Origin of the sequence: Tepidiforma sp., assembly GCF_034432735.1 — a bacterium.
In the GTDB taxonomy this organism is placed as follows: Bacteria; Chloroflexota; Dehalococcoidia; order Tepidiformales; family Tepidiformaceae; genus Tepidiforma.
The window spans coordinates 15,083-30,462 of sequence record NZ_DAOUBJ010000056.1; the positions used below are offsets into that span (position 1 = coordinate 15,083).

A 15,380-nucleotide genomic window follows, 5' to 3' on the forward strand; every position below is an offset into this window, starting at 1 on the left:
CCGCCACTGCTGCCGGACGCTTTTACCACATTGCCCGAAAGATTGGAAGATCGGCCAAGGAACTGGCCAAACCCCGCGAGCCGAACCCCGGGTTCAGCCGTCGAGGCTCGCCGAAACCTCAGCCCGCTCCGCGCCAGCCTGCGGGTCGACCCCCTCCGCCACCAGCGCACGCATCAGCATGTCCACCGTTTCCCGCTTCGTCGCAGGGAAATCGAAGGCGCCCGGCTCCAACAGCCACTGCAACGCAATGCCCGTCACCGCCCCGATCTGGCGCGTCGCCGCGACCATCGGATCGATATCCGCGCGGAACACACCCTTCCGCTGCCCCGCCTCGATCGCCCGCGCCGTGTACTTCCGGAAGCCATCCCAGAGCGCCCGGATCTCCTCCCCCAGCCGCGGATCCCGTTTGGCACTCGCCGTGAACTGGACGAACACCTCGTACGGCACTGGATTCACGACCGCCAGATCGACCGAAATCTCCAGCACCCGGCGCATCTGCACGACCGGGTCCTCGCTACTCGCCACCCCCTCCGCCACCGACTCGTTGAAAATCTCCTGGCACCGGGCCAGCACGCCCGAAAGCAGGTCCGCCTTGTCCTTGAAGTGGTACGAGACCAGCCCCCGGCTCACCTCCGCCCGCCGGGTCGCCTCGTCGATGGACGTCTCCGCCCACCCCTTCTCCGCCATCACCGCCACCGCCGCCTCGATAATCTGTCGCCGTCGAATCGCATTGATATCCAATCGAGCCATACGTCACAATGCTCCCGCGGATACCTGGCCTCCGCACTGGTATTGCTGTCTTGCATCCAGACTACCAGCCCAACGCCCTGAACGCCCCTTTTTCTCCCCCAAACGATTCGGTACAGTAGCGCGCGCTTGGACGGCCAGCCAAAGTCCTATCCGGTGATGCCAATGACGCCCAGCTCCGAAACCCTCCTCGACCTCCATCGCCGCATGCTTCGCATCCGCCTCTTCGAAGAGGAGGCTGGCCGGCTCTCCGAAGCCGGCCGCATCCCCGGCGCCCTCCACCTCTACGTCGGCGAAGAAGCCGTCGCCGCCGGCGTCGCCGCCAACCTCCGCCCCGGCGACCAGGTCACCAGCACCCACCGCGGCCACGGCCACCTCGTCGCCGTCGGCGGCGACTTCCGCCAAATGTTCGCCGAACTCTTCGGCCGTGCCACCGGCTACTGCCACGGCAAAGGCGGCTCCATGCACATCGCCGATATCGACCTCGGCATGCTCGGCGCCAACGGCATCGTCGGCGGCGGCCCCCCCATCGCCGTCGGCGCCGCCTTCTCCAACAAATACCGAAAAACCGAAAACATCACCGCCTGCTTCTTCGGCGATGGCGCCTCCAACGAAGGCAGCTTCCACGAAGCCGCCAACATGGCCGGCCTCTACCGCCTCCCCCTCATCTTCGTCTGCGAAAACAACGGCTTCGGCGAATTCACCCGGCAAGAGCGCCACCAGGCCATCCGCGATATCGCCGACCGCGCCGCCGGCTACGGTTTCCCGGGCATCGTCGTCGATGGCATGGATGTCGTCGCCGTCTACGAAGCCGCCAGCGAAGCCGTCGCCCGCGCCCGCCGCGGCGAAGGGCCCACCCTCCTCGAGTGCAAAACCTACCGCTTCTTCGACCACGTCGGCGTCCGCGGCATGGGCGTCGTCTACCGCTCCGACGACGAAGTCCGCGCCTGGCGCGAACGCGACCCGATAACCCTCCTCGAAGGCCGGCTCGCCGAACTCGGCATCCTCGATGCCGCTGGCGCCGCCGCCGTCCGCGACCGTATCCAAGCCGAAGTGCGCGAGGCCGTCGCCTTCGCCGAATCCAGCCCCTTCCCCGACCCATCCACCCTCGTCGCCGACGTCTACGCCAGCTAGCCCCCACGGAGCCCCCGCCATGACCACCGCAACCGCCCAGCGCCAGCTCCCCGTCGTAATGGCCATCAACGAAGCCCTCCGCCAGCTCATGCACGAGAACCCCACCGTCTTCCTCGCCGGGGAAGACGTCGCCCTCTACGGCTCCGTCTTCGGCTTCAGCCGCGGCCTCCTCGAAGAATTCGGCCCCGAACGCGTCGTCGATACCCCCATCTCCGAAGCGGCCCTCGTCGGCCTCGGCGTCGGCGCCGCCGCCACCGGCCTCCGCCCCATCATCGACATCATGTTCATGGACTTCATGGGCGTCGCCATGGACCAACTCGTCAACCAGGCCGCCAAAATGCGCTACATGTTCGGCGGCAAGGCCCGCCTCCCCCTCACCATCCACACCATGGCCGGCGCCGGCCTCAACCTCGCCGCCCAGCACTCCCAGAGCCTCGAAGCCTGGTTCTGCCACGTCCCCGGCCTCAAAGTCGTGATGGCCTCGGGCCCCTACGAAGCCAAAGGGCTCCTCATCGCCGCCGTCCACGACGACAGCCCCGTCATCGTCGTCAACAACAAGGCCCTCCTCGGCTTCGCCGGCCCCGTCCCCGAAGAGATGTACGAAATCCCCCTCGGCCAGGCCGCCATCCTCCGCCCCGGCACCAACTTCACCATCGTCGCCACCGGCCGCATGGTCCAGGAAAGCCTCGCCGCCGCAGAAAAGCTGCGCGAACACGGCATCGACGCCGAAGTCATCGACCCCCGCTCCCTCGTCCCCCTCGATACCGCCACCCTCGTCGAGTCCGTCCGCAAGACCCACCGCGCCCTCGTCGTCCACGAAGCCGTCCGCTTCGCCGGCTTCGGCGCCGAAATCGCCGCCCAAATCCAAGAAGCAGCCTTCGACTACCTCGATGCACCCGTCGGGCGCGTCGGCGCCCCCTTCTCGCCCGTACCCTTCAGCCCCGCGCTCGAGGCCCACTACGTCCCCAACGCCGACCGCATCGTCGGAGAGGTCCTGCGCCTGCTCGGGCGCGCCGCCTGACCATGGAGCCCCACATCCTCGGCATCATCGCCAATCCCGCCTCCGGGAAAGACATCCGCCGCCTCGTCGCCCACGCCGCCGTCGTCACCGATGCCGCCAAGCGCGGCATCCTCCGGCGGCTCCTCAGCGGAGTCGCGGCCTCGGGCCCCCTCCACGTCCAGTACCTGCCCGGCCCCCATCGCCTCGTCGAAGAAGCCCTCCACGGGCTCACCCCGGAGCTCCGAGCCGAACCCCTGCCCATCGACCTCACTGATTCCGCCCACGATACGCGCGCTGCCGCCTGCCTCCTCCGCCAACGCGGCGCCGGCGCCGTCGTCGTCCTCGGCGGCGATGGTACCTGTCGAGCCGCAGCCGTCGCCTGGCCCGAAATCCCCCTCTTGCCCCTCTCCACCGGCACCAACAACGTCTTTCCGCTCGCCTGCGAGCCGACCATCGCCGGCCTCGCAGCCGGCCTCGTCGCCAGTGGCCGCGTTCCCCTCCTGGCCGCCGCCCACCAGTACCCCTCCATCCACGTCGAGATCGATGGCGAGCCGCCCGACCTCGCCCTCGTCGATGCCGCCCTCGTCCAGGGCCAGTTCAGCGGTACCCGTGCCGTCTGGAAGCCCGCCGAGCTCCTCGCCGCCCTCCTCCTTCGCTCCGACCCCGCCGTCACCGGCTTGGCCGCCATCGGCGGGATGCTCGGCCTCCCCGAACCGGCCGCCGGTGCACTCGCCCTCGAATTCGGCGAACCCGGCCACACCGTCCGCGTTCCGCTCGCCCCCGGGCTCGTCGTCCCGATCCCGGTTCGCAGCCATCGGCCCATCCCCTTCGGCGAGCCCATCGAATGGTACGGACCCGGAATTCTCGCGCTCGACGGCGAACGCGAGCGCCGCCTTCTCCCCGGGCAGCGTGCGCGCCTCCTTCCCTGCTCCCGGGGTCCCCTCGTCCTCGAACCCGGCCGCATCCTCCGGCGAGCAGCCGCGGCCGGCCTCTTCGCCGAAGCATCCCCAGGAGCGAACCATGGCCACTGACGTCCTCATCCCCAAGCTCGGCATGACGATGACCGAAGGCACCGTCGCCGAATGGCTCGTGCCCCACGGTGCCCAGGTTCGCGCCGGCGATATCGTCTATCGCCTCGAAACCGAAAAAATCGAATTCCAGGTCGAAGCCGAAGCCGATGGCACCCTCCACCACGCCGTCCCGGCCGGCACCACCCTCCCGCCCGGTTCCGTCGTCGGCTACATCCTCGCCCCGGGCGAAGCCCCACCAGCTGCCGCTCCGCCGCCAGCCCCCACACCAGCCAGTGGGCCGCCTCCGCCTCCCCCGCCACCCCAGGCAGGGCAGGTCTTCGCCTCGCCCGCCGCCCGCCGCCTCGCGGCCGAGCTGGGTGTCGACCTCACCACCGTCCTCGGCACCGGCCCGGGCGGCCGCATCACCGAAGACGACGTCCGCCGCGCCCATACCGCCCCCGCCCCCGCCGAACCCCCGCCGGCCACCCCCGTGGCCCGTGCCCTCGCCCGCGAGCTCGGCGTCGACCTCACCAGCGTCCACGGCACCGGCCCGGGCGGCCGCATCACCAAAGAAGACGTCCAAGCCGCCGCCACCCGGCCCGCCCCGACCCCGCCTCCCGCTCCCCCCGCTGCCTCTACCCCCGCCCCAGGCCAGCGCCTCCCCCTCCGCGGCATGCGCAAGACCATCGCCGACCGCATGCACCGCAGCCTCCAGGAGATGGCACAGCTCACCCTCGGCATGCGCGTCCACATGGACGAAGCACTCCGCCTCCGCGAAGGGCTCATCGTCGAGTGGCAGCCCGAGGGCATCCGCCCCTCCATCACCGACTTCGTCATCCGGGCCGTCGCCCGCGCCCTTCGCCAGCACCCTGCCCTCAACGCCCGCGTCGAGCCCGATGCCATCGTCCTCGAACCAGAAATCCATATCGGCATGGCCGTCGCCCTCGAAAGCGGCCTCGTCGTCCCCGTCATCCGCAACGCCGATACCCTCCCCCTGCACGACCTCGCCCGCGAAACCTCCCGCCTCGCCGAAGCCGCCCGCGCCGGGACCCTCGGGCTCGATGACTACGCCGGCCAGACCTTCTCCGTCACCTCCCTCGGCATGGCCGGCGTCGAATTCTTCACCCCCATCATCAACCCGCCCAACGTCGCCATCCTCGGCATCGGCCAGATCGTCGATGACCTCCGCTGGGATGGCGATCGCCCCATCCGCGCACGGACCCTCACCCTCTCCCTCACCATCGACCACCGCGCCGTCGATGGCGCCCCCGGGGCCGCCTTCCTCGCTACCATCCGCGACCTCCTCCAATCCCCCTATCGGCTCCTCCTGCCATGAGCGCGCCGCCCCCCTACGACGTCGCCATCATCGGCGGCGGCGCCGCCGGCGTCGCTGCAGCCCTCGAAGCCGCCCGCCTCGGCGCCACCGTCGCCCTCGTCGAAGCCGAGCGCCCAGGCGGCTCCTGCGTCCATTTCACCTGTATCCCCACCTCCATCCTGCTCGATGCCGCGGAAGGCTTCGCCCGCGCCCGCGAACTCGCCGTCGGCGGCATCCTCGCCGCCGGCGAAAGCTTCCAACTCGGCCGCGCCAACGACCGCGCCCGGACACTCGCGCGCACCCTCGCCAAGGCCGTCGAAAGCTCCCTGCGCCGCGCCCGCGTCGAAGTCGTCCAAGGGCACGCCGCCTTCCTCGAACCTCAGCGGCTCACCCTCGAAGGCAGCGGAGAACTCGCCGCCCACGCCGTCGTCATCGCCTGCGGCGCCCGCTGGGAACCCCCCACCATTCTCGGGCTGCCCGCCGACCGCCTGGTCACCCCGGATATCGTCCAGACCTGGCGTCAGCCGCCCCCTTCCTGCCTCGTCCTCGGGGGCGGTCCCTCCGAGGGGACCTTCGCCCTCGAATACGCGGTGCTCCTCGCGCTCGCTGGCTCCCAAGTCACCCTCGCCCAGCCCCGAGCAGCCGTTTTTCCCGCCTTCGACGACGACCTCCAGCCCCTCGTCGTCGACCTCCTCGCGCCGCTCGGCATCACCGTCCTCGCCGGAGCCTCACCCATCGCTGCCACGGACGGCGCCATCGCCCTCGCGACCGCCACCGGCCAGCAGCAGGTCGACGCCGCCGTCGTCCTCGCCGCCGATCCACGCGTCCTCGATACCCGGGGCCTCCACCTCGAGCGATTGGGCCTCGCCCCGACCCCCGATGGCGCCATCCCCGTCGACGAGACGTGCGCCACGCCCGTACCCGGCGTCTACGCCGCCGGCGACATCACCGGGCGGGGCATGCTCTCCTCGATGGCGGCAGCCCAGGGCCGCGCTGCCGGTGCCGGCGCCGCCGGCCAACCGACGCCCGTCCGGCTCGGCGCCATCCCCACCCTCGTCCACACCGTGCCGCCCCTCGCCGCCGTCGGCCTGACCGCTGCCGCCGCAGAGCGCGCCGGCCTCCCCCTCGCCAGTGCCACCCTCGGCTTCGAAGGCACCGCGGCCGCAATCGCGCGGGGCGGCCACCCCGGCCTCCTTCGCCTCCACGCCGATCGCCGCACCGGAGAAATCCTCGGCGCCCAGGCGGCCGGGCCGGGCGCCCACGAACTCATCGCCTCCCTCGGTGCACTCATGCAAGCCGAGGTCACCGCCGACCAAATCGCCACGCTCGTCGGCTGGCACCCGTCGCCCCTCGAGCTCCTCGCCGAAGCCGCCCGCCGCCTCGGGACCTGATTACACCCGAAGCGCGTACACCTCGTACGTCACGCCCTGGGGACCCGTGCTCCCCACCCCCACCCCCTGCACCCCGTTCAACCAAGCATACTTCTCGGCCCCCGTCTCGAAGAGCGGCGTCGAATACACCTTGGTGCTCCCATCGCTCGCACGCGTGCCGATCCCCGTATAGGTCATCAGGATGTACGCCCCGTCATCCGTCTGCAGCGTCAGGCGCACGTCGAGCTTCATGCTCCCATCCGGCCGCAGCGTCACCCAGTCGCCCCCCGAGTGCGCCACGATCGTCCCCCGCAACTTCGGACCTTCGAACGTCCCACCCGGCACACTCACGATCAGCCGCGACCCCTGGGGGCCCCCCGGAATCATCGTCGGTGCCCCGACATTCGCCGTCATCGTAAAAAGGAACTCGACCGGCAGACTCTCCAGTGCCATCTCCAGACCATCCTTTCACGAGAATCTCCAACCACCGGTTGGCCAATGGCCCCCGGCCAGCCCCCGGGCGGCAGCCCGCCCGATCCTACCCGCCCCCAGCGGCTTGCGCGCTCTCGTGCATCACCACACTCACCTCCCCCGCGAGCGCGTCATCCCGAATCAGCCGAACCACCTCCTCTGCGATCCGCTCCGGCGGTAGCAGCACCGCCCCCTCCAGCGACGGCTCCAGCCACTTCGCCGGCCGCGTCCCATCGCCCGTCTTCGCAATGATCGGCGTATCGACCATCCCCGGCGCCACCGCGTTCACACGCACATTCTCCAGCTCCTTCAACATCGCGCACGACTTCGTGAAGTGGATCACCGCCGCCTTCGATGCCGCGTACACCGGGTCGAACGGCAGCGGCCCCAGCCCCGCGATGCTCGCCGTGTTCACCACGACACCGCCCCCGCCGTGCTCCCGGAACGCCTCCACCGCCGCCCGCGTCCCCATCACCACCCCCGACGTGTTCACCGCAATCACGCGGTACACCTTCTCCAGCGGAGCGTCCGGCCAGCCCGGCGTATCGCCCGTCATGATCCCCGCATTGTTGTGCACGATGTCCAGCCGACCGAAGACCCGCTTCGCCGCCCGGAACGTCTCCGCGATACCTTCCGGCGTCCCCACATCGCCGCGCACGAACACCGCCTCTCCCCCAGCCGCCGCCACCCGCCGGACCGTTTCCTCCCCGCCCGCAACGTCGACATCGACCACCACCACCTTCGCGCCCTCCCGCGCCAGCCGCTCCGCGCACGCGCGCCCAATGCCCGAACCCGCGCCCGTCACCAGCGCGACCTTGCCCGCAATCTCCATGGCTTCCTCCCAGAAACGAATCGCCGGCAGTTTATCCTGCTGGACAAAGCTTTGGCCAATAGTCCAACATGCGCCACATGGCACCGAATGTCATCCCCGGGCCACTCTCCGAGCACCTCGCCCCCATCCCCACGCTGCACGAAGACTTCGCCCACTTCCTCGCCGCCTGCTTCGATACCACCGCCCTCCCCGCCCCCACCCTCGAGCGCTGCCGCCGCATGGTCGCCGCCCTCCACGATGCCGACCCCACCACCTGCGGCCCCACCTTCGCCGAGCTCCCGGCCGTCGAAATCGAAGCGCTCGCCCGGCGAGAGATCCCGCCAGCCCTTCCCGACTCCGATCGGCTCGCGCTCGAAATCGCCAGCCACATCCCCTGGAGCCACCACGAGCTCGCCGACCCGCCCGTCCTCGCCTTCCGCGAAGCGTGCGGCGAACGCGCCGTCGTCACCCTCCTCGCCGCCCTCGCCATGTTCGATGCCCTCTGCCGGATGACCACCGTCGCCCAACGCCTCCGAGGAGCCTGACCATGTCCACCGTCCCCCGCGTTCCCTCCGCCATCCCCCAGCAGCCGCCCGCCTTCCACACCGTGCTCGCCCACGCCCCCGAGATCCAGCGGCGATTCGCCGACCTCTACGCCAAATTCTGGATGGACCCGGCCATCTCCCAGCGCGACAAAGAGCTCGCCCGCATCCGTAACGCCAGAGTCACCGCCTGCGGCTTCTGCCGCCAGGTCCGCTTCTCGCTCGCACGAGAAGAAGGCCTCGACGAGGTCACCCTCGCCCTCGTCGACGACCACTACCTCGAAGCACCGCTCTCCCCACGCGAAAAGCTCATCCTCCAGTACACCGATGCCATCATCGGCGATCCCGCCCGTGCCACCCCGGCCCTCGGCGCCGCCCTCCGCGCCGAACTCGGCGAAGCCGGCCTCGCCGAACTCACCCTCGGCGTCGGCCTCTTCCTCGGCCTCGCCAAAGTCCTCATCACCCTCGGCCTCGAACCAGAGCGGATGCCCGTCACCGTCCTGCCCACGCCAGGCTCCACGCCAGCGCGCACCCAGCACGCCGCCACCGACGCCTAAGCCCGCAACACCCGCGGCGGCGCGCCCAGCCCGAAGAGCGTCCCCTTGCCGGTCACCGCATCGAAGCTCTCCACCATCACCTCCAGCTGGTCACCATCGTCCAGCGTCACCACCCCCCGCCCGATCGCAGGGACCACCAACGGCTCCGCCCGAAACGCCCCACCCCAGCCCTGCACCCGCCCCGGCGGCGTCGGCTTCGTGAACAGCTCCAGCATCACCCGCCGCCGATAGCCAGCCCGCAGCACCTCGAGCTCGGCCTCGCCCTCCCACCGTCGCATCGTGCCCTCCCTCCGATTCCCCCGGTCGATAGCCGGAAGAGACCGTTGCAATCGTTTCTGGCGCACAGTATAGTCGCCGCACTGGCCATACGGCCAAAAATCTGGCAGAGACGATAGCCATGGCCGAAACACCACCCGAACCCGCGCCCGCCCTCGACCGGCCACCCCGCAAAAAACGCCACCCCCTCTCCGGCGCCATCTACCTCGAACTCCCCGGCAACCGCGTCCACGTCACCAAAGGCGAAAGTTGGGGCATCTTCGATGCCCTCACCACCCGCCACCTCGAAGGCCCCCTCACCTACGCCGACCCACACATGCTCATCTGGGTCGGCGGCAAGCCCGTCGAAGGCCTCGGCCACCGCGCCGAACGTGCCCGCGGCATCGAAATCGTCCACGACTGAACCTTCCCACGGAGGCACCCACCATGGCACTCAAGACCGTTGGCGACCAGGGACGTCCCACCGAAGCCGGCTACCGCTCCGCAGGCACCCTCTACCAAGAATTGCTCGACCAAGACTCCCGCCCCGTGCCGGAAGTCCTCCGCCGCGAATCGCCCATCGCCCCCGGCGTCACCCGCGTCCCCGCCGAACAGTACTACAGCAAAGCCATCCACGACCGGGAAGTCGAAAAAATCTGGAAGCGCGTCTGGCAAATGGCCTGCCGCGAAGAAGACATCCCCGAAGTCGGCGACTACATCGTCTACGACATCGCCCACCTCTCCTTCCTCGTCGTCCGTAGCGCACCCGACCGCATCCAAGCCTTCCACAACGCCTGCCTCCACCGCGGCCGCCAACTCCGCGAATTCGATGGCCGCGGCGCCCAAGAATTCCGCTGCCCCTTCCACGGCTGGTGCTGGGAAATCGACGGCTCCCTCAAAGAAGTCGTCTGCCAGTGGGACTTCCCCGAAGTCAACGAACGGGATTACCACCTCCCCGAAGTCAAAGTCGGCACCTGGGGAGGCTTCGTCTTCATCAACCCCGACCCCGACGCCGAGCCCCTCGAGCAATTCCTCGGCGAACTCCCCCGCCACTTCCAACGGTGGGACCTCGCCAACCGCTTCAAACAGGCCCACGTCGCCAAAATCCTCCGCTGCAACTGGAAAGTCGCTCAAGAAGCCTTCATGGAGGCCTACCACGTCGTCGCCACCCACCCCCAGCTCCTCAGCGGCATCGGCGATTCCAACTCCCAATACGACGTCTTCGGCAACTTCTCCCGCGCCATCACCCCCAACGGCACCCCCAGCCCCCACCTGCGCGAAACCCCCAGCCAGCAAGACATGCTCGATGCCATGTTCGACCGCAACCTCGATACCCCGCCCCTCGCCGAAGTCCCACCCGGCATGAGCGCCCGCCAATTCGCCGCCATGCTCAGCCGCGAAGGCATGCGGGCCGTCATCGGCGACGACGCCGACACCTACTGCGACGCCGAATACCTCGATTCCTTCTACTTCACCGTCTTTCCCAACTTCCACCCCTGGGGGGCCTTCAACCGGATCACCTACCGCTTCCGCCCCCACGGAGACAACCCAGACGAATGCATCATGGAGTGCATGTTCCTCGCCCCCTGGCCCAAAGGCGAGCCCAAGCCCCCCGCAGCCCCCATCCACTGGCTCGGCCCCGATGACGACTGGGCCGACGCCCCAGAACTCGGCATGCTCGCCCGCGTCTTCAACCAGGACACCTTCAACATCCCCAAAGTCCAGATCGGCCTCAAAACCATGAAACGGCCCGAAGTCGTCTTCGCCAGCTACAACGAAACCAAAATCCGCCACTTCCACCAGCTCTACGACCGCTGGATGGAGCTCGAATAGCGGCTATGCCCGCGCCCTGCGCGCTCGCCTGGTTCGAAAACCCACCCACCCCCGAGACGCTCGCCGAGGCTCTCGCCCAGGCGGCATCCGCCACCGCCGCCGAATCCGAACAACTCCTGCGCGCCCTCGAAAGCGCCCGCTCCCACCTCGAAACCACCGCTCGCCGGGCGTTTCGACACGCGCCCCTCGGCCAGACCACCGCCGCCTTCCACAGCGCCCTGCCCGACCTTCGCCCCTTCGTCCTGTACCGCCTGCCCGGCCTCCTTCGCGAGGCCGGGCTGTACACCGCCGACGAACTCCGCAGCCACGCCGCCGCCGCCCCGCCCGCCTGGCTCGCCCGCGAAGCCACCCGCCAGCTCGCCATCCTCGCCGCCGTCCACGCCACAGTCCGCCGCCTCCAGACAGGCCAACTCCCCCCGGCCGCCTTCCCCGAAGCCATCCGCCGGGCCGCCCGCGAAGTCGCCGCCATTCGGCCCGCCCCACCCCCGCCCAGCCCCCAGGAGGACCCACCATGACCGCACCCACCACCCGTCACTACACCAACTGGCGCGACGAATTCGAAGCACGCAAAAAGAGCCCCGCCGAAGCCCTCCAGATCGTCCAGAACGGCCACCTCGTCGGACTCGGCATCCTCTGCCCAGGCATCCTCACCCAAGCCCTCCTCGAACGCGCCCGCCAGCTCGACCGCGTCGATATCCGCTGCCTCGCCCCACGCGAAGTGCCCATCTTCTCTCCCGATGGCCCCAAAGGCGAAAAAGAGATCGAGCTCTTCATCGGCGATGCCCTCCGCCCCGCACACGACCAGCGCATCGCCACCTACCTCCCCAACACCTTCATGCTCGGCTTCAAAGCCTTCGATGCCGGCCGCCCCGAAGCCCGTATCCCCGATGTCTTCCTCGTCGCCGTCTCTCCGCCCAACGAAAAAGGCTACGTCAACTTCGGCCCCCACATGTGGCACAAAAAAGCCTACGTCCGCCGCTGCCGCCACACCATCGCCGCCATCGACCCCAACATCCAGCCCGTCTACGGCGACACCTGGATCCACATCTCCGAAATCGAAACCTTCGTCGATGGCTACATCCAACCCGTCGACCTCCCCGCCGTACGCCAGCGCATCGAAACCCAGGCACCACCCGAACACCGCGCCGCCCTCCTCGACATCCTCCAGCAAGCATCGCCCGACCAAGTCGCCCTCGTCGAAGACATGTTCCACCTCATGCCGCCGGGCATTCTCCAGCAAGCCTTCGGCCTCGCCGACGTCGACCCCGCCGCCCAAGCCATCGCCGACCACCTCAAGACCCTCATCCGCGACGGCGACACCATCCAAGTCGGCGTCGGCCAGCCCAGCTCCCTCATGTTCAAAGCCGGAGCCTTCGACCACGCCCACGACCTCGGCCTCCACACCGAGCTCGGCTCACCCGGCCTCGCCCGCCTCTGGGAAAAAGGCGTCCTCACCGGCGCCCGCAAATCCATCCACCGCGGCCGCGCCGTCGCCACCGCCTGGACCGGCTGCGACGGGACCGACCTCCGCATCATCGCCGAAAACCCCGCCTTCGAACTGTACGACTCCAACTACCTCCTCAACCCCCTCCTGATGGCTCAGAACCGCCAGATGACCTCCATCAACAGCGCCGTCGCCGTCGACCTCCTCGGCCAAGTCGCCAGCGAAGATCGATTCGGCGGCCACATGGTCAACGGCACCGGCGGCCAGCCCGACGCCCACCTCTCCGCCGCCCTCTGCCCCGACGGCCGGGCCATCACCGTCCTCCGGTCCACCGCCCTCGATGGCACCATCTCCAAGATCGTCGCCCAGCACCCCGAAGGCACCCTCGTCACCGTCCCCCGCTACCTCGCCGACACCGTCATCACCGAATACGGCATCGCCCGTCTGCTCGATAAGAACCACCGCCAGCGCGCCGAAGAGCTCATCGCCATCGCCCATCCCGACTACCGCGCCGAACTGCGCGCCCAGGCAAAACAGCTCTGGGGCACCCTCCCATGAGCTCCGAGCCCACCACCCCAGCCCCACCCACCACCCACCCCGCCCGCCGGCTCGCCGGCAAAATCGCCGTCGTCCTCGGCGCATCCTCCGGCCTCGGCCGCGCCGCCGCCCTCCGCTTCGCCAGCGAAGGGGCCACCGTCATCGCCGCCGCCCGCCGGCTGCCAGCGCTCGAAACCCTCGCCCGCGAATGCAACGCCATCCCCGTCCCCTGCGACATCACCCGCGACGACCAAGTCGCCGCGCTCGCCCAGCTCGCCCTCGAGCGATACGGCACCCTCGACATCGCCCTCAACACCGCCGGCTTCGAGCAAAGCACCCCCATCCGCGACCTCACCCCCGAGCGGCTCCACGCCATGGCCAGCGTCCAATTCCTCGGCGCCGTCTCCTTCATCCGCCACATGGCCAACGCCATGGCTGCTAGCGGCGGCGGCTCCCTCATCACCATCTCCTCCATCACCGCCCGGCTCGTCGGCGAAGGCCTCGCCGCCTACGGCGGCTCCAAAGCCGCCATCGACCACATCACCCGCATCGCCGCCCTCGAATACGGCCCCCACGGCGTCCGCGTCAACGTCGTCTCCCCCGGCCTCATCGAAACCCCCATGACCGCCCACATGTTCGTCCCCCCCGTCGTTCGCGCCTTCATCCGCGAAACCCCACTCCGCCGCATGGGCACCGTCGACGACGTCGTCGAAGCCATCACCTGGCTCGCCTCCGATGCCGCCAGCTTCATCACCGGCCACGACCTCCCCGTCGATGGCGGCCAACTCACCCGCCGCCTCCCCGATCGCGACGACTTCCTCGCCTCTCGATAATTGTTGACTTCCTCACTCGACTTTCTTCGGACCGCGCCGTAAAGTAGAAACCAGCGGCCCAGCCGCAATCCTCCCCGAACCCAACGGAGCATTCGCCATGACCGACGCCGATATCGCCACCCGCGGATACGCCCACCCTGAAGTCCTCGTCAGCACCCAGTGGGTCGCCGACCACCTCGACGACCCCACCATTCGCATCATCGAATCCAACGAAGACCCCCTCCTCTACCCCTCCGGCCACATCCCCGGCGCCGTCCAAGTCGACTGGGCAGCCGACCTCAACGACCCCCTCCGCCGCGACTACCTCGACCGCGTCGGATTCGAAAAACTCGCCAGCCGCATCGGCATCACCCCCCAAACCACCGTCATCTTCTACGGCGACAAAAACAACTGGTGGGCCTGCTACGCCTTCTGGGTCTTCCAGCTCTTCGGCCACACCAACGCCAAAGTCATGGACGGCGGCCGCCTCAAATGGGAAAAAGAAGGCCGCCCCCTCACCAGAGAAGTCCCCACCTACCCGCCCACCGAATACCGCGCCCCCGAACGCGACGACACCAAAATCCGCATCTTCCGCGACGAAGTCCTCAAAAAGCTCGGCACCGGCGTCAAGCTCGTCGACGTCCGCAGCCCCCAGGAATACACCGGCGAACGCACCCACATGCCCGAATACCCCCAGGAAGGCGTCCTCCGCGGCGGCCACATCCCCGGCGCCAAAAACGTCCCCTGGGCACGCGCCGCCAACCCCGAAGACGGCACCTTCAAATCCGCCGAAGAACTCCGCGCCATCTACGAACAAGAACAGGGCCTCTCGCCCAACGACGAAGTCATCGCCTACTGCCGCATCGGCGAACGCAGCTCCCACACCTGGTTCGTCCTCAAATACCTCCTCGGCTACCCCAACGTCCGCAACTACGACGGCTCGTGGACCGAGTGGGGCAACTCCGTCGGCGTCCCCATCGAACGCTGACATTCGCTACCCTGGAATCGAGACCAGCGGCGGGCGGCCCGGCTGCCCGCCGCACCATTCCCCGGAGCACCCCATGGCCCAGCCCCCCAAAGCCTTCCAGCAGGTCATCGAAGACTTCGCCTTCGCCGACCGCCAAGAGCGGATCGACCTGCTCATCGAATACGCCGACCGATTCCAGGAAGTCCCCGAGCGCATCGCCACCCGCCCCTTCCCCGAAGAACACCACGTCCAAAAATGCGAGTCCGACGCCTACGTCTGGGCCGAAGACCTCCCCGACGGCACCCTCAAATTCCACTTCGCCGTCGAAAACCCCCAAGGGCTCTCCGCCAAAGCCTGGGCCGTCATCCTCGACGAGACCCTCTCCGGCCAGCCCCTCGAACAAGTCGCCGCCGTCCCCTGCGACGCCGTCTTCACCGTCTTCGGCAAAGAAGTCTCCATGGGCAAAGGCATGGGCCTCATGGGCATCGCCGACATGGTCACCACCTTCGCCCGCCAACGCCTCGCCGCCCGCCAGGCCGCCAACACCCCCAGCACCACGTAACACAAATGTTCGT

Annotated in this window: 18 protein-coding genes; 14 read left to right on the plus strand and 4 right to left on the minus strand. The window is 68.9% G+C overall.

Going from position 1 to position 15,380, the window contains the following annotated elements; all coding sequences use genetic code 11:
• Positions 1 to 93: 93 nt before the first annotated feature.
• On the minus strand, positions 94 to 750 hold the full coding sequence (locus VAE53_RS05880) for a TetR/AcrR family transcriptional regulator (protein ID WP_322818440.1): 657 nt from the start codon (positions 748 to 750) through the stop codon (positions 94 to 96).
• 162 nt (positions 751 to 912) lie between these two features.
• On the opposite strand from VAE53_RS05880, the gene VAE53_RS05885 reads away from it, so the two are divergent.
• Genes VAE53_RS05885 through VAE53_RS05905 form a run of 5 tightly spaced genes read left to right on the plus strand, consistent with a single transcriptional unit; the run spans position 913 to position 6,597 of the window.
• Positions 913 to 1,881, plus strand: a complete 969-nt coding sequence (locus VAE53_RS05885; protein ID WP_369294031.1) for a thiamine pyrophosphate-dependent dehydrogenase E1 component subunit alpha — start codon at positions 913 to 915, stop codon at positions 1,879 to 1,881.
• 19 nt (positions 1,882 to 1,900) lie between these two features.
• Positions 1,901 to 2,902, plus strand: a complete 1,002-nt coding sequence (locus VAE53_RS05890; RefSeq protein ID WP_322818442.1) for an alpha-ketoacid dehydrogenase subunit beta — start codon at positions 1,901 to 1,903, stop codon at positions 2,900 to 2,902.
• A 2-nt stretch (positions 2,903 to 2,904) separates the two neighbouring features.
• Entirely contained in the window at positions 2,905 to 3,912 is a 1,008-nt protein-coding gene (locus VAE53_RS05895) for an NAD(+)/NADH kinase (protein ID WP_322818443.1), read from the plus strand.
• Positions 3,902 to 5,227 (plus strand): dihydrolipoamide acetyltransferase family protein, encoded by a 1,326-nt coding sequence (locus tag VAE53_RS05900; protein ID WP_322818444.1) that lies wholly within the window; start codon positions 3,902 to 3,904, stop codon positions 5,225 to 5,227. The genes VAE53_RS05895 and VAE53_RS05900 overlap by 11 nt, the downstream gene beginning before the upstream one ends.
• Positions 5,224 to 6,597, plus strand: a complete 1,374-nt coding sequence (locus tag VAE53_RS05905) for an NAD(P)/FAD-dependent oxidoreductase (protein WP_322818445.1) — start codon at positions 5,224 to 5,226, stop codon at positions 6,595 to 6,597. The genes VAE53_RS05900 and VAE53_RS05905 overlap by 4 nt, the downstream gene beginning before the upstream one ends.
• Here the strand turns inward: VAE53_RS05905 and VAE53_RS05910 are convergent, their stop codons facing one another.
• Positions 6,598 to 7,029, minus strand: coding sequence for a DUF3237 domain-containing protein (locus VAE53_RS05910; RefSeq protein ID WP_322818446.1), 432 nt, complete (start codon positions 7,027 to 7,029; stop codon positions 6,598 to 6,600).
• A gap of 85 nt (positions 7,030 to 7,114) precedes the next feature.
• Complete coding sequence (locus VAE53_RS05915) at positions 7,115 to 7,879, minus strand: SDR family NAD(P)-dependent oxidoreductase (RefSeq protein WP_322818447.1); 765 nt, start codon at positions 7,877 to 7,879, stop codon at positions 7,115 to 7,117.
• 77 nt (positions 7,880 to 7,956) lie between these two features.
• Between VAE53_RS05915 and VAE53_RS05920 the strand changes: the two genes are divergently transcribed.
• Together VAE53_RS05920 and VAE53_RS05925 are read left to right on the plus strand one after the other, a co-directional pair.
• A complete protein-coding gene (locus tag VAE53_RS05920) occupies positions 7,957 to 8,403 on the plus strand; it encodes a hypothetical protein (RefSeq protein WP_322818448.1) in 447 nt (148 codons plus the stop codon).
• A 2-nt stretch (positions 8,404 to 8,405) separates the two neighbouring features.
• The gene (locus VAE53_RS05925) at positions 8,406 to 8,957 is read left to right on the plus strand and encodes a carboxymuconolactone decarboxylase family protein (RefSeq protein ID WP_322818449.1); all 552 of its coding nucleotides are present in this window, start codon (positions 8,406 to 8,408) and stop codon (positions 8,955 to 8,957) included.
• Here VAE53_RS05925 and VAE53_RS05930 read toward each other — a convergent pair.
• Positions 8,954 to 9,235, minus strand: a complete 282-nt coding sequence (locus tag VAE53_RS05930) for a hypothetical protein (protein ID WP_322818450.1) — start codon at positions 9,233 to 9,235, stop codon at positions 8,954 to 8,956. The two genes, VAE53_RS05925 and VAE53_RS05930, sit on opposite strands and share 4 nt — an antisense overlap.
• A 119-nt stretch (positions 9,236 to 9,354) precedes the next feature.
• Here VAE53_RS05930 and VAE53_RS05935 point away from each other — a divergent pair, with 119 nt between their 5' ends.
• The 7 genes from VAE53_RS05935 (at position 9,355) to VAE53_RS05965 (ending at position 15,367) form a co-directional block, all read left to right on the plus strand.
• On the plus strand, positions 9,355 to 9,636 hold the full coding sequence (locus VAE53_RS05935) for a hypothetical protein (RefSeq protein ID WP_322818451.1): 282 nt from the start codon (positions 9,355 to 9,357) through the stop codon (positions 9,634 to 9,636).
• A 23-nt stretch (positions 9,637 to 9,659) separates the two neighbouring features.
• Positions 9,660 to 11,045 (plus strand): aromatic ring-hydroxylating dioxygenase subunit alpha, encoded by a 1,386-nt coding sequence (locus tag VAE53_RS05940; protein WP_322818452.1) that lies wholly within the window; start codon positions 9,660 to 9,662, stop codon positions 11,043 to 11,045.
• A 5-nt stretch (positions 11,046 to 11,050) separates the two neighbouring features.
• Positions 11,051 to 11,560: a hypothetical protein gene (locus VAE53_RS05945; RefSeq protein WP_322818453.1), complete on the plus strand. Its 510-nt coding sequence runs from the start codon at positions 11,051 to 11,053 to the stop codon at positions 11,558 to 11,560.
• On the plus strand, positions 11,557 to 13,047 hold the full coding sequence (locus tag VAE53_RS05950) for an acetyl-CoA hydrolase/transferase C-terminal domain-containing protein (RefSeq protein ID WP_322818454.1): 1,491 nt from the start codon (positions 11,557 to 11,559) through the stop codon (positions 13,045 to 13,047). The genes VAE53_RS05945 and VAE53_RS05950 overlap by 4 nt, the downstream gene beginning before the upstream one ends.
• Entirely contained in the window at positions 13,044 to 13,859 is an 816-nt protein-coding gene (locus VAE53_RS05955; RefSeq protein ID WP_322818455.1) for an SDR family oxidoreductase, read from the plus strand. Before VAE53_RS05950 ends, VAE53_RS05955 begins: the two co-directional genes overlap by 4 nt.
• 97 nt (positions 13,860 to 13,956) lie before the next feature.
• Positions 13,957 to 14,826, plus strand: a complete 870-nt coding sequence (locus VAE53_RS05960) for a sulfurtransferase (protein ID WP_322818456.1) — start codon at positions 13,957 to 13,959, stop codon at positions 14,824 to 14,826.
• Positions 14,827 to 14,899: 73 nt separating this feature from the next.
• A complete protein-coding gene (locus tag VAE53_RS05965; protein WP_322818457.1) occupies positions 14,900 to 15,367 on the plus strand; it encodes a SufE family protein in 468 nt (155 codons plus the stop codon).
• Positions 15,368 to 15,380: the final 13 nt, after the last annotated feature.

Excerpts from the sequence above, each read along its gene's own strand:
- VAE53_RS05955 (WP_322818455.1), top strand. The coding sequence starts at position 13,044 with ATGAGCTCCGAGCCCACCACCCCAGCCCCACCCACCACCCACCCCGCC.
- VAE53_RS05965 (WP_322818457.1), top strand. The coding sequence starts at position 14,900 with ATGGCCCAGCCCCCCAAAGCCTTCCAGCAGGTCATCGAAGACTTCGCC.
- VAE53_RS05945 (WP_322818453.1), top strand. The coding sequence starts at position 11,051 with ATGCCCGCGCCCTGCGCGCTCGCCTGGTTCGAAAACCCACCCACCCCC.
- VAE53_RS05920 (WP_322818448.1), top strand. The coding sequence starts at position 7,957 with ATGGCACCGAATGTCATCCCCGGGCCACTCTCCGAGCACCTCGCCCCC.
- VAE53_RS05950 (WP_322818454.1), top strand. The coding sequence starts at position 11,557 with ATGACCGCACCCACCACCCGTCACTACACCAACTGGCGCGACGAATTC.
- VAE53_RS05905 (WP_322818445.1), top strand. The coding sequence starts at position 5,224 with ATGAGCGCGCCGCCCCCCTACGACGTCGCCATCATCGGCGGCGGCGCC.
- VAE53_RS05915 (WP_322818447.1), bottom strand. The coding sequence starts at position 7,879 with ATGGAGATTGCGGGCAAGGTCGCGCTGGTGACGGGCGCGGGTTCGGGC.
- VAE53_RS05895 (WP_322818443.1), top strand. The coding sequence starts at position 2,905 with ATGGAGCCCCACATCCTCGGCATCATCGCCAATCCCGCCTCCGGGAAA.
- VAE53_RS05935 (WP_322818451.1), top strand. The coding sequence starts at position 9,355 with ATGGCCGAAACACCACCCGAACCCGCGCCCGCCCTCGACCGGCCACCC.
- VAE53_RS05960 (WP_322818456.1), top strand. The coding sequence starts at position 13,957 with ATGACCGACGCCGATATCGCCACCCGCGGATACGCCCACCCTGAAGTC.
- VAE53_RS05885 (WP_369294031.1), top strand. The coding sequence starts at position 913 with ATGACGCCCAGCTCCGAAACCCTCCTCGACCTCCATCGCCGCATGCTT.
- VAE53_RS05940 (WP_322818452.1), top strand. The coding sequence starts at position 9,660 with ATGGCACTCAAGACCGTTGGCGACCAGGGACGTCCCACCGAAGCCGGC.
- VAE53_RS05890 (WP_322818442.1), top strand. The coding sequence starts at position 1,901 with ATGACCACCGCAACCGCCCAGCGCCAGCTCCCCGTCGTAATGGCCATC.
- VAE53_RS05925 (WP_322818449.1), top strand. The coding sequence starts at position 8,406 with ATGTCCACCGTCCCCCGCGTTCCCTCCGCCATCCCCCAGCAGCCGCCC.
- VAE53_RS05900 (WP_322818444.1), top strand. The coding sequence starts at position 3,902 with ATGGCCACTGACGTCCTCATCCCCAAGCTCGGCATGACGATGACCGAA.
- VAE53_RS05930 (WP_322818450.1), bottom strand. The coding sequence starts at position 9,235 with ATGCGACGGTGGGAGGGCGAGGCCGAGCTCGAGGTGCTGCGGGCTGGC.
- VAE53_RS05880 (WP_322818440.1), bottom strand. The coding sequence starts at position 750 with ATGGCTCGATTGGATATCAATGCGATTCGACGGCGACAGATTATCGAG.
- VAE53_RS05910 (WP_322818446.1), bottom strand. The coding sequence starts at position 7,029 with ATGGCACTGGAGAGTCTGCCGGTCGAGTTCCTTTTTACGATGACGGCG.